The sequence below is a fragment of the Polaromonas sp. P1_F1 genome (assembly GCF_056405795.1).
The window spans coordinates 655,921-668,732 of sequence record NZ_JBFUBJ010000002.1 but is presented as its reverse complement, the minus strand read 5'-3'; the positions used below and the strand labels follow the sequence as shown (position 1 = coordinate 668,732).

Below are 12,812 nucleotides of genomic sequence, written 5' to 3'. Positions count from 1 at the left end.
CCGGCTTATTTTTTGGCGGGTGCGGCGTTACCGGAGCCTGGGCCGCGCATCGCCTTGAAAAAGTCGGACGAAGGGTCAAGAACCATCACGTCGCTCTTCTTGTTGAAGCTGGCTTTGTAGGCATCGAGGCTGCGATAGAACTGGGCGAACTGCGGGTCGCGGCCGAACGATTCGGCATAGGTGCGAGCGGCTTCGGCATCGCCCTCGCCTTTGACCTTTTGCGCATCGCGGTAGGCGTTGGCGATGGTGACTTCTCGCTGGCGGTCGGCGTCGGCACGGATTTTTTCGCCTTCTGCCAAACCGGTAGAACGCAGTTCATTGGCCACGCGTTGGCGCTCCGCAACCATGCGCTTGTAGACGGAATCGGTGATGGCTTCCACATAGTCCACGCGCGTGATACGCACGTCGACCACGTCAACGCCCCAGGGCTGCGCACCCTGCACGGCTTGAAGCACTTCCCGCTTGACGTCGGCCATCAGGGCTTCGCGCTTGAGCGAAAGCAGGTCCTTGACGGTGCGTTTGTTGATCTCTTCCTGGAAGGCATTGCGCACCACGCGGTTGAGCTGGTTGGCGCCGGTTTTTTCGTCCAGGCCGACGTTGCGGATGTAGTCGGTGGGCTGGATGATGCGCCAGCGCACGTACCAGTCGATCACGACACGCTGCTTTTCTGCCGTCAGCATGGGCTCGGCGTCGACGCTGTCGAGCACCAGCAGGCGCTTGTCGATGTAAGAGACGTTCTGGAACGGCGGTGGCATCTTGAAATGCAGGCCCGGTTCAGTGACCACATCCTTGATCTGCCCCAACGCATAAACCACGCCGAACTGCCGCTGGTCCACCACAAAAAGCGTGGAGCTGAGCAATGCCAGGATCACCAGCAACGAAGAAATGATAAATCCAACTCTATTCACGATCGTCTTCCTTAGCGTGTTTCACGATCGCGCGTGCGGGAAGCATCGCGGGATCGGGCATCAAGGGGCAAGCTGGAAACAGGCGCGGCAGGCACCGTTGGCGAAGACGCTGCGCCGGGAACCAGCGCGGGCTCTGCGGTACTGCCAGCATCACCCTGCGTCGTCATCTGCATGATTTTGTCCAGCGGCAGGTACAGCAGGTTGGAGCCCTGACGGGACTCGACCATCACCTTGGTCACACTGGAATAAACCTGCTGCATGGCGTCGGTGTACATACGGTCACGGGTCACCTGGGGCGCCTTCTGGTATTCGGTCAGCACCGAACGAAAGCGCTGGGCATCACCCTGTGCCTGGGCCACGATTTTGGCTTTGTAGGCTTCAGACTCTTCCTTGAGGCGGGACGCGGAACCCACGGCACGCGGGATCACATTGTTGGCGTATGCCTGGGCTTCGTTCTTGGCGCGTTCGCGCTCCTGGCCGGCCTTGAGCACATCGTCAAACGCTGCCTGCACCTGCTCGGGGGGGCGCACACCGCTCTGCTGAAGGTTGATGCCGACAACTTCAACGCCGACCTTGTAACGATCGAGGATGGTCTGCATCAGGGCGCGCACGCGTGGCCCGATCTGGTCACGCTCTTCCGCCAGGGCCAGGTCCATCTTCATTTTCCCGACCACTTCACGGACGGCTGTTTCGGCAGCCTGAACCACCGCCGCTGCAGGGTCCTTGCTTTCAAACAGATAGGCGCGCGCATCGTTCAGGCGGTACTGCACGGCAAACTTGATTTCAACGATGTTTTCGTCTTCAGTCAGCATGGCCGAGTCGCGCAGGCCTGTCGCCTTGATGATGACGTCACGGCCGACATCCACTGAACGGATCTGCGTGACCACAACGATTTCGTGGCGCTGCACAGGATACGGAAGCCGCCAGTTGAAGCCCGCGCCCACGGTCGAGTGGTATTTGCCAAACTGGGTGATGACGGCCTGCTGGCCTTCCTGGACAATGAAAAACCCGGTGCCCAGCCAGATCAGCACTGCGACACTGGCAATCAGTCCGACACCAATGCCGGCACTCTTCATGTCGGGCTGAAAGCCGCCGCCACTGCCGCCGTTGTTCCCACCGCCATTGCCGCGGCCAAATCCACCACGGTTGGGGTTGTTCTTGCCACCGCCAAAAAGGCCACCCAGCTTGCGGTTGAAGTCGCGCCAGAGTTCATCCAGGTCGGGTGGGCCCTGGTTGGGCCCCTGCCCCTGCGGACGGTTGGCGGGCCGGGTCGGTTGCTTGTCCTCCCGCGGAGCTTCGGGCTTGGCATCGTCAGAAGACGGTTTGTCGTCATCCCGACCCCAGCGCGGATCATTGAGGTTGAACATGCCTTGGGCGCGTTGCTTGAGCCGGCCTGGCAAGCTCGTCAAGGTCTGCAGCACGGGGTTCAGATTCATGGGATCAAACTCACTTTTTTTCGTTACACCGACATTGTGCCTAATGAAACCGCCATATCAGGCAAGGTCCTCGGCAGTTTGGGGGATTTCGTCGGCGGGCGGGTTGACCGCATAGCCAGCCAGCAGCGCCCGCAAAAGCGGCAGGCCTTCACCTGTCTGCGCACTCACGAACACCCGTTCAACGCTGCGGCTTGAGCCCTCAAACGCGTCCCTCAGTTCGAACATGTCTTGCAGGTGCAGGGGCAAGCTGTCCTTTTCAATAGCGTCCAGCTTGTTGAACACCAGTATTTGCGGCACATCGGCCGCGCCAATCTCCGAAAGCACACGCTGGACCTGCTCGATCTGCTCGAGGTAGTCGGGATTGGCGCCGTCCACCACGTGCAGCAGCAAGTCGGCATCCGCTGCTTCCTGCAGCGTTGCAGCAAAGGCATCAATCAGGCCGTGCGGCAGGTCGCGGATGAAGCCCACCGTGTCCGACAACGACACGGAACGCGCGGCGTCACCCAAATAAAGCTGCCTCGTGGTGGTATCGAGCGTTGCGAACAACTGGTCGGCCGCATAAGCACGCGCTTTGACCAGTGCATTGAAGAGCGTGGATTTTCCCGCGTTGGTGTAACCCACCAGGGAAATCGTGAAGGAATTGCGGCGCTCGCGCTGCTTTCGCTGCGTTTGCCGCTGCTTCTTGACCTTGAGCAAGCGTTCTTTGGTGCGCTTGATCGCGTCACCGATCATGCGTTTGTCGAGCTCGATCTGCTTCTCACCCGGGCCGCCGCGCACACCGGCGCCGCCGGTTTGCCGCTCCAGGTGGGACCAGCGCCGCACCAGGCGTGTAGACATGTATTGCAGCCGGGCCAGCTCAACCTGCAGCTTGCCTTCGTGACTACGCGCGCGCTGGGCAAAGATTTCAAGAATCAGCAGGGTCCGGTCGTTGACCGGCATGTCCAGGTGCCGCTCCAGGTTGCGCTGCTGCGCCGGGCTGAGGGACTGGTCGAACAGAATTTCCGTGGCGCCGGTATCCAGCGCCATCAGCTTGATTTCGTCAGCTTTTCCGCTGCCGATGAAGAGCGCGGCGTCGGGCGCCTTGCGTCTGCAGGTGACGCGCGCAACCGGCTGCAGGCCTGCTGTTTGCGCGAGCAAACCCAGTTCCTGCAGATCAGCATCAAAGTTTGGCAACCCCAGATCGACCCCTACAAGAAGGACCAGGGGTTTCGGGCTCACCGGAGCATCGTACGAACTCAGCTGGCGGGGCTTTCTTCAGACTCGTTGGTCGCGAAATTTACGGCGCGACCTGGAACGATGGTGGAAATCGCATGTTTGTAGACCATTTGGGTCACAGTGTTGCGAAGCAGAACCACATATTGATCGAAGGATTCGATCTGGCCCTGCAATTTGATCCCGTTGACGAGATAAATGGAAACAGGAACATGCTCGCGACGCAAGGTGTTGAGAAATGGGTCCTGCAAGAGCTGGCCTTTGTTATTGCTCACGATATTTTCCGTGTTCAAAAGTTAATAGAACTTGACCTTACCACAGGGCGTGGCCCGGGTCATGTAGTCCTAGGCCGTTTCCTTGTCTTTAAAGGGGTTGTGGGAGCTCTTCATCTGGATGCGCAAGGGCGTGCCGACCAGGTCAAATTCCTTGCGGAAACGCCCTTCCAGATAGCGTTTGTACGACTCGGTGACGTGTTCGAGCGAATTACCGTGGATGATGATGATGGGTGGGTTCATGCCGCCCTGGTGGGCATAGCGCAGCTTGGGGCGAAAAACACCCGAGCGCTGGGGTTGCTGGAACTGCACGGCTTCCAGCAGCAGCCGGGTGAGCACGGGTGTGGACATCTTGCGATTGGCCGATGCATGGGCCTGAACAATCGACTTCCAGACAGGGCCCAGTCCCTGGCGCTTGATGGCCGAGATCGGGTGGATGGCGGCGAATTTGAGGAAGCCCAGCCGGGTCTCGATGGAGCGCTCGAGAAGCTCGCGCTGGTAGGAGTCCACAGCGTCCGACTTGTTGATGGCCAGCACCACCGAACGGCCGCTTTCGAGGATGTAGCCGGCAATGTGGGCGTCCTGGTCGGTCACGCCTTGGGTGGCATCGAGCAGCAGCAGCACTACGTTGGCGTTTTCGATGGCCTGCAGGGTCTTGACCACGGAAAACTTCTCGATGGCCTCAAAAACCTTGCCTTTGCGGCGCAGACCTGCCGTGTCAATCAGCTCAAACTTCTGCCCGGCACGCTCAAAAGGCACAGAAATGGCGTCGCGGGTTGTCCCGGGCAAATCAAAGGCCACCAGGCGTTCTTCACCCAGCCAGGTGTTGATCAATGTGGACTTCCCCACGTTGGGGCGTCCTGCCACGGCCAGACGAATCACAGAAGGATCTTGAGGCTCAGCCTCTTCGTCCGGATCCGGCAAATTGAGCGGCGCCAAGGCCATGTCAACCAGCGTGCGCATGCCCTGGCCGTGTGAGGCGGAAACCGCCAGCATCTCGCCCAGGCCCAATTCAAAGAACTCGGACAGCTGCACGCCTTCAGTCATGCCCTCGGCCTTGTTAGCAGTCAGGATGGTGGGTTTGCCCAGCTTTCGCAGGTATTTGGCAATATCGTGGTCCTGCGCACTGATGCCGGCGCGGGCGTCAACGACAAAGATGACCACATCGGCTTCCGCGACCGCCTGCCGGGTCTGCTTGGCCATTTCCTTGTAAATACCGGACGCCGCATCGGGTTCAAATCCGCCGGTGTCGATCACGATGTATTCGTGGGGTCCCAGCTTCCCGTTACCGTAATGACGATCCCGCGTCAGGCCGGCAAAGTCGGCCACGATCGCATCCCGCGTCTTGGTCAGCCGGTTGAAAAGCGTCGACTTGCCCACATTCGGACGGCCGACTAGCGCTATGACAGGTTTCATCAATCAGTTTCTGGCAGGACCGTAGGCCCTTATTGAGGCTGGAAGCCGTAAACACCACCGTTTTGCGTCACGGCGATCAGCGTATTGCCAGCAAGCACGGGCGTTGCCGCAATGGCTGAGCCATCGGTAGGCAGGCGATTGAGCAGTGAGCCGTCTTCGCGGGAAAGCAGGTGGATGTAGCCGGAAAAATCGCCCATGGCGATAGAGCGCCCGACGACCACCGGCGCCGTGAGGCTGCGGTAGCGCAGGCGGTCGGTGGACCACGCACGCTCACCATCGGTGCGGCGCCAGGCGTTCACAGTGCCATCAGCTTCCGTGCCGAACAGCAGGCGATCGTCGCCATCAATGCCCTGTACACCGTTGGCCGGCTTGGCCCACAGCAGGTTGCCGCGCACAGCGTTGACGCATCCAACGCTTGCCTGGAATGCCCGCGTGCAAACGATATCGCCCTGCCGGCTGACACGTCCTACCAGGTCGACGAGCCGTTCCACGTCATTGACGCCGCGAGGCGTGGCAATCGGTGCCTCCCAACGGATGCTACCGTTGGACGGATTAAGGCCCACGAGGCGGCCGGCCAAACCTACGACCAACGTATCGCCCACCGCCAGCATGACGCCGGACTGACGAAGCACCAGGGGCTCGTTGGGCCGCTGCTGCGCCCAAAGCTTGCGACCCGTCAGCCCGTCAAAGGCCGTGACCGAACGGTCTGCGGCCAGGACAAATACCCTCAAGCCAGCCACGAAGGGAGCGGAAAATGCCTGGGCGCCCAGCTTTTGACGCCAGAGTTCCTTGCCATCCTGCAACGCGATGACTTCATTGGCCTTGGTTACCACGGCAACGACCTTGCCGTCGTTTCCAGCACCGGCGGCCAGGGGTGTATTCAGCGCAAGGCGCCAGAAATCGCGACCAGTTTGGGCATCCAGCAAAGCCACGGTGCCGTCACCACTGGCCACTGCCACGGTGTTGCCCGAAACCCCCATCTCAAGCGGGAAGTTCACCTGCCCCACGCGGGTGGTCCAGATCTGGCGCGCAGACACCAACCCAGTGACCGGCTGAAGTTCTGCGGGTTGCGGTTTTGCAGGACCGCCACCGAAAAAGGAACACCCACTCAGAATCGCTATCAAAACAATAGCTGCCGGCGCACGCACCGCTTGGACCAGAGGCCTAAAAGATTGATAAATCATTTCTTCACCTCTTTATTTGATGGCGCATCGGCCTTGGTTGTCTCTGCGCCGGGATCAACCCCCAGCGCGTTGAGCTTGACCTCAACCAGACGCCGGTACTCGGAGCGCTCGTCAAGCCCCTTGTAAGCCTTTTCGTATTCACTTTTCGCCTCTGACTTCTTACCCTGCGCTGCCAGAATATCGCCACGCCGGTCGGCGACCAATGCCGTGAAGTCCTTCGGAAATGGGCCCGAAACCTGCTGCAGGGCCTCGTCATAAGACTTCTTCTCAATCAGCAGCCCCGCCAGGCGCAACCGGGCAATGGCCTGATAGCCCTCATCAGAGGCTTTTTCAGCGACCCAATTCAGAGCAGCACGCGATGCGTCGACATTGCCTTTGTCGTAATATGCCTTGGCGGCAAGCAGTCCCGCCTGTTGAGCGTACGTTGTCCGGCCAAAACGATCCTTCATGTCGGCCAGTGAGCGGTCAATTTTTGCCACGTCACCGGACTGCACAGCGCGCTCGACTTCGTCATACATGACCGAAGCCTGGGCTGCCTGGTTACGCTGCCAGTACTGGTATCCATTCCACGCGGCAAAGGCCCCGAGCACCACAATCAGGGCCCAGGTGATCATGTCACCGTACTGCTTCCAGAAGTGCTTGAGCTCGTCAAGCTGTTCCTGTTCTTCCAAATCGAGATGTTTTGCCATAAAAGTCTTTGTTCTGCCCCGGAAATGGTGCGGATTGAGTTGGGGTGATTGTAGAGGCCCGGCCAGCACTCCAAATGGCCGGCCGTGGCGGCTCAGCCGCGCAGGCTGTGAGCCCAGGCCATGACATCCCCCAAGGGCTGGAGTGCCTGGGCCTGCAAGGCTTGGTCTTTTTCGCCCCGCAGGTGTTTGACGGCAACACAGCCTTGAGCGAACTCGGTTTCGCCAAAAATCAGGGCGTAGCGCGCACCGCTACCGTCAGCTTTCTTGAACTGGGACTTCATGCTGCCCATGCCATCGCCTGTTCCGGCGTGCATCTGCACGTTGATGCCAGCAGCGCGCAAGGCTTCGCAGGTTGCCATCACAGTTGGCATCATCTCGGCAGACGGAACGATCACGTAGGCGTCGGGGCCACTCACCGGCGGCAACACGCCCACCGCCTCAAGCAGAAGCAGCATTCGTTCCACACCCATGCCCCAGCCTACCGCAGGCGTTGGCTTGCCGCCAAGCTGCTCGAACAGGCCGTCGTAACGGCCGCCACCGCAAACCGTACCCTGTGAGCCAAGCTTGTCGGTGACCCATTCGAACACCGTGAGGTTGTAGTAATCCATGCCACGCACCAGGCGCGGATTAATGCGATAGGACAGCCCTACCGCGTCGAGCACTGCGCGCACCGCGTTCAGGTGCGCCAGCGAACCCTCGCCAAGGAAGCCCATGAGCTGCGGCGCGGCCTCCACAACGGGCTGCATGGCAGGATTTTTGGTATCGAGGATGCGCAACGGGTTGCTGTGCAGCCGGCGTTTTGCATCTTCGTCAAGCACGCCGGCATGCGCCTCAAAGTGCGTGATCAGCGCGGCACGGTGCGCCATTCGCTCGCTGGGCTGGCCCAGGCTGTTCAGTTCGAGCCGCACATGCTCCATCGGAATGCCCAGGTCGTGCAGCAGCGCTCGGCACATGAGAATTTGCTCGGCATCCACATCAGGTCCGGCAAAGCCCAGCGCTTCAACATCGATTTGGTGAAATTGGCGATAACGCCCCTTCTGTGGTCGCTCATGACGAAACAGCGGCACCGCCGACCAGACCCGTATCGGGCCGTTGTACAGCGCGTTGTGTTCGATCATCGCGCGCACAATACCGGCAGTAGCCTCAGGGCGCAACGTGAGCCGATCGCCGTTCATCGAGTCGACAAAGGAATACATCTCCTTTTCGACGATGTCGGTCACCTCGCCAAGACCACGCACAAACAGCGCGGTCGGCTCGACGATCGGCGTGCGTACATTGGCGTAGGCATAGCGGGCCATCAATGCGCGCACCTTGGCTTCGAACCACTCCCAACGAGCCGACTCCGGCGGCAGGATGTCGTTCATCCCCTTGACGCCCGTCAGTTTTTTCATTTTGGCCACGGCGGATTTTTCTACCGGGCCGGCAGCTGTTTTTTCAACCATGGGCGTTACGCAGCTTCAGCGACGGTGTGCGTGCCAAAGCGTTTTTCAATGTAATTTTCAACAATGACCTGGAACTCCTGCGCAATGTTGTCGCCACGTAGGGTCAGTCTTTTTTCACCATCAATAAACACCGGCGCGGCAGGCGCCTCGCCGGAGCCGGGCAGGCTGATGCCGATATCGGCATGTTTGCTTTCACCCGGTCCATTGACGATACAGCCCATGACGGCAACCTTGAGCCCTTCGACGCCGGGATATTGTTCGCGCCAGACAGGCATCTGCGCACGCAGAAAGTCGTCAATTTGCTTGGCCAGCTCCTGGAAGGTCGTACTGGTGGTGCGCCCGCAACCTGGGCATGCCGTCACACTGGGCACAAAGGTCCGCAAACCAAGCGCCTGGAGAATCTCTGACGCAATAACAACTTCCTGGGTGCGGGCCTCACCCGGTTGGGGCGTTAAGGAAACGCGAATGGTATCGCCAATGCCTTCTTGCAGCAGGATCGATAACGCCGTGGCAGAAGCCACCGTGCCCTTGGTAGCCATACCGGCCTCCGTCAGCCCTAGGTGAAGCACGTGATCTGTGCGCCGGGCCAATTCTCGATAAACCGAAATCAGGTCCTGAACACCGCTTACCTTGCAGGAAAGGATGATCTGATTACGAGGCATTCCCATTTCTTCAGCGCGCCGGGCGGAATCGATCGCGGACGTAATCAATGCTTCATACATGACTTGCCTGGCATCCCAAGGGACTGCACGCGCACTGTTCTCATCCATCAAGCTGGCCAGCAGTTCCTGATCAAGGCTGCCCCAGTTCACACCGATACGCACGGGTTTTTTCCAGCGCATGGCAACCTCTATCATCTGGCCAAACTGCCGGTCACGTTTGTCGCCCTTGCCAACATTTCCCGGATTGATGCGATATTTGGACAACGCCTCCGCGCAAGCGGGGTAATCCGTCAACAACCGATGGCCATTGTAATGAAAGTCCCCTATCAGTGGAACGTCGATCCCCATCCGGTCGAGTTGCTCACGCACATGCGGAACAGCCTGCGCCGCTTCCGGCGTGTTGACGGTGATGCGAACCATCTCGGAACCCGCCAACGCCAGTTCCTTGACTTGAATCGCGGTGCCAATGGCATCCACCGTGTCGGTATTGGTCATGGACTGGACGCGCACCGGCGCATCGCCGCCGACAGTCAAAATACGGCCGCCCCATGACACCTGTGACTGGAGGGAGCGCCGCGCTTTGGGAAAAGCGGACTCGATCGGAAGGCAACCCTTCGACATTATTTCACCTCAAATCGGGCAACATTATCCCTGGCCACGCTGCTCAGATCAAAAGCCTGGCCGCGCACCTGCACTTGCGTCACATCTGCCTTACCCACTACGGCGGCCAGCGGTAACGCCCCGGACGCACCCGCGACTTCTCCGGCGGTCAGGGTACGGCGCAGCACAACCGTTCCCTTGGCATCCGTCACCTCCACCCAGGATTCGCCCCTGGCGCGAAAAGTCACGATACCCGCCGGTGCCGCTGGCGATACAGGTGCAGCAACACCACTTGGCACTGGCACCGGAGCAGGCTGAACGGCTGGGCCAGGTAGAGAGGTAGTTGTCGTCACAGCAGGGCCGGTGGGAGAGCCGGCAACCGTGGCAGCACCGGCGCCTGAAAAAGTCTCATGACTCTGCTCTGTGGGGAAAACAGGCTTGACGTCGTTTACCAATCCTCCGCCCGTCATCGCCACAGCTGCGGGCAGCGGTTTGGCGGCCTCGGCGCCGCCAGCTTGCATCTCACTATCACCCTGACCCTTCGTGACATCCGGCTTGATGACTGGCAGGAAAATCAATACCAGAGCACCAAGCAGCAAAGCCAGGCCGGCCAGCACTGCAGGCTTCGAAACCTGGGTCCACACAGCAGGCCGGGGGCCTTCCCCTGGCGAGCGAAACGGTGCATTGATGCCAGCACCTTGGTATATCAGCTTGGGGGCGCTGGTTTGAGGCAGGCGTTCAAGCACAGGGGCCGCATCCAGTTTCAGGCTACGGCACACGCTGGAAGCCAGGGCCCGAACAAAAACAGCATCCGGCAGCAAGTCAAAGCGATCCAGCTCCAGCGCTTCGAGTTTTTTTACCGGAACCTTCAAGGATACGGCGAGGGCCGCGATATGTATGCCTGCAGCCTCTCTTGCCTCACGAAGCAGTGTGCCTGCCGTGGGCTCGAAGTCAGTACCCCGGTCAACGCCAGACGCAGCCATTCCAGATGTGGCCTCCCCAGCCGGTGCAACAACGTCAGCGTCACTCATTGAACGCCCCTTTGTCATAAGCAGCAGCCTCCCGGGACTGCGCAAAACGCTTTTTTAGCTGATCACCGAGCTGCCGTACCGTATCCCGGTTGTTTAATTTACGCTCGATTTTGATGCCTAGCCACAGGGTTTCAGCATTTGCAAGATCACTGTTGTTCAGTCGTCGTATGTAAAACTGTGCCCGAGTCAGATCGCCACGATCGTTCAAAAGACTAGCCAGGTTGTAACCAGTAACAGGATTTCCTGCGTCCAATTCATAAGACTGCAGGAGGCTTTGCTCGGCTTCTGCATGCTGCCCAGCACGAACCTGACAAACCCCCTGCGCCATCAGCGTTTTGGCCTTGCCTGCGTACGTTGGGTTCGCCACGGCCTGAGCAAAGAACCGAGAAGACTCGTTATAGCGTCCTTGCTGGCACATCAACCATCCATAGTTATGCGCAACATCCGCATCGCGGGGATTCAATGCAAGAGCCCTGCGAAAACTATCCTCAGCCAGAGGAATATCGTTAAGACGCATGTAAACCAGTCCGCGCAGGTTGTAGGCCTCCGCAAAAGTTGGATCCGTGGTCAGCGATTGCTTGATTTCGTCGAGAGCAACATTGGTTTGCCCCTGTTCGAAGTAGCCCGAAGCCAATTCAAGCCGAAGACGCGCACGCCTGCGCTGATCAGGTTCGTCTGATTCCGTAATAATGTCAGTGCGGTTGCCCGGAGACCCTGGAGCGCCTGCGTGATTGGCGCATCCTGCGAGCAATACTGCCAGCCAGCAGGCTGGAACCCAGATCATATTGGCGCGAAATCTCATGTACCCATCCCTTTGGCCACTACGACCTTGATTCCCCCGAGCATACCTTGCCGCTGCGCCGCCATGCGCTGATCCACACCTGTGCGGTCCTGTACATCGCCAGCCAGTTGCCCGCAAGCTGCATCGATATCGTCCCCCCGGGTTTTTCTGACGGTTGTCACAATACCCGCATCCATCAGGATTTTCGCAAATGCCATCACCTGCGGCATGTCAGAACGCTTCAACCCCGAAGCCGGAAATGGATTAAAGGGAATCAGGTTGAATTTGCAGGAGAGCCCTTGCGCCGCCTGGGCCCGAACCAGCGATACGAGCTGACGCGCATGCTCTGGCTGGTCGTTCACACCATCGAGCATGCAATACTCAAACGTGATGAAGTCCCGGGGTGCCGATGACTGATAGCGGGTACAAGCCGCAAGCAGTTCGGCTATGGGGTATTTTTTATTCAAAGGCACAAGGTTGTCGCGCAGCCCATCTTCCGGTGCATGCAGCGATACAGCCAAGGCTACCGGGCAGTCCCCGGCCAACCGATCAATCATGGGCACAACGCCCGATGTCGATACCGTCACCCGTCGGCGTGACAGGCCATAACCATGGTCGTCAAGCATGACCTTCAGGGCTGGCAGGAGCTGCGAGTAGTTCTGCAGGGGCTCACCCATGCCCATCATGACGACGTTGGAAATCACCCGTTCATCCCTGCCTAGATGCTGCCGCAGGAAATGCTCGGCAAACCATAGCTGGGAAACGATCTCTCCCGTGGTCAGGTTACGGCTGAAACCCTGGTGACCCGTGGAGCAAAACCGGCAACCGACAGCACAGCCGGCCTGCGAGGAAATGCACAAAGTTCCTCGGTCGGTTTCGGGAATAAAAACAGTTTCAATAATATCGCCTGCACCGACATCAAATAACCATTTGATGGTGCCATCGGCGGAATCGTGGCGGGAAACCACCGTGGGGCTTACGACCTGGGCTGATCCTGCCAGCTTGTCGCGCAGGGATTTTGCCAAATCCGTCATTTGCCCGAAATCTGCAACTCCTTTTTGGTGAATCCAGCGGAAAAGCTGCGTGGCCCGAAAGCGTTTTTCACCAAGCTGCCCACAAAAGGCCGCCAAACCATCCAGATCGTAGTCAAGAAGGTTGGCAGTCATCGCAGTAGGGAAC

General features: G+C 59.2%; 12 protein-coding genes. All 12 read right to left on the bottom strand.

Annotated features, from left to right (window positions below; all coding sequences use genetic code 11):
- Nucleotides 1–5: 5 nt before the first annotated feature.
- The gene (gene hflC / locus AC1DZE_RS09160; RefSeq protein WP_457280677.1) at nt 6–908 is read right to left on the bottom strand and encodes a protease modulator HflC; all 903 of its coding nucleotides are present in this window, start codon (nt 906–908) and stop codon (nt 6–8) included.
- An 11-nt stretch (nt 909–919) separates the two neighbouring features.
- Entirely contained in the window at nt 920–2,344 is a 1,425-nt protein-coding gene (hflK, locus tag AC1DZE_RS09155; protein WP_477669360.1) for an FtsH protease activity modulator HflK, read from the bottom strand.
- 57 nt (nt 2,345–2,401) lie between these two features.
- Nucleotides 2,402–3,583: a GTPase HflX gene (gene hflX / locus AC1DZE_RS09150; protein ID WP_457280985.1), complete on the bottom strand. Its 1,182-nt coding sequence runs from the start codon at nt 3,581–3,583 to the stop codon at nt 2,402–2,404.
- The gene (gene hfq / locus AC1DZE_RS09145) at nt 3,580–3,849 is read right to left on the bottom strand and encodes an RNA chaperone Hfq (protein ID WP_411883131.1); all 270 of its coding nucleotides are present in this window, start codon (nt 3,847–3,849) and stop codon (nt 3,580–3,582) included. Before hfq ends, hflX begins: the two co-directional genes overlap by 4 nt.
- 51 nt (nt 3,850–3,900) lie before the next feature.
- Nucleotides 3,901–5,244: a ribosome biogenesis GTPase Der gene (gene der, locus AC1DZE_RS09140; protein ID WP_477699963.1), complete on the bottom strand. Its 1,344-nt coding sequence runs from the start codon at nt 5,242–5,244 to the stop codon at nt 3,901–3,903.
- Nucleotides 5,245–5,273: 29 nt separating this feature from the next.
- A complete protein-coding gene (gene bamB, locus AC1DZE_RS09135) occupies nt 5,274–6,428 on the bottom strand; it encodes an outer membrane protein assembly factor BamB (RefSeq protein ID WP_477669358.1) in 1,155 nt (384 codons plus the stop codon).
- Entirely contained in the window at nt 6,425–7,117 is a 693-nt protein-coding gene (locus AC1DZE_RS09130; protein WP_477669357.1) for a YfgM family protein, read from the bottom strand. Before AC1DZE_RS09130 ends, bamB begins: the two co-directional genes overlap by 4 nt.
- Nucleotides 7,118–7,209: 92 nt before the next feature.
- Nucleotides 7,210–8,559 carry a histidine--tRNA ligase gene (gene hisS, locus AC1DZE_RS09125; RefSeq protein WP_477699962.1) on the bottom strand — a complete coding sequence of 450 codons (1,350 nt, stop codon included), beginning with the start codon at nt 8,557–8,559 and terminating at the stop codon, nt 7,210–7,212.
- 5 nt (nt 8,560–8,564) lie between these two features.
- Nucleotides 8,565–9,842 (bottom strand): flavodoxin-dependent (E)-4-hydroxy-3-methylbut-2-enyl-diphosphate synthase, encoded by a 1,278-nt coding sequence (gene ispG, locus AC1DZE_RS09120; protein ID WP_477669355.1) that lies wholly within the window; start codon nt 9,840–9,842, stop codon nt 8,565–8,567.
- Entirely contained in the window at nt 9,842–10,852 is a 1,011-nt protein-coding gene (locus tag AC1DZE_RS09115) for a RodZ domain-containing protein (protein WP_477669354.1), read from the bottom strand. The genes ispG and AC1DZE_RS09115 overlap by 1 nt, the downstream gene beginning before the upstream one ends.
- A complete protein-coding gene (gene pilW, locus AC1DZE_RS09110; protein WP_457280670.1) occupies nt 10,845–11,654 on the bottom strand; it encodes a type IV pilus biogenesis/stability protein PilW in 810 nt (269 codons plus the stop codon). The genes AC1DZE_RS09115 and pilW overlap by 8 nt, the downstream gene beginning before the upstream one ends.
- The gene (gene rlmN / locus AC1DZE_RS09105) at nt 11,651–12,799 is read right to left on the bottom strand and encodes a dual-specificity RNA methyltransferase RlmN (protein ID WP_457280669.1); all 1,149 of its coding nucleotides are present in this window, start codon (nt 12,797–12,799) and stop codon (nt 11,651–11,653) included. Before rlmN ends, pilW begins: the two co-directional genes overlap by 4 nt.
- Between the last annotated feature and the right edge of the window lie 13 nt (nt 12,800–12,812).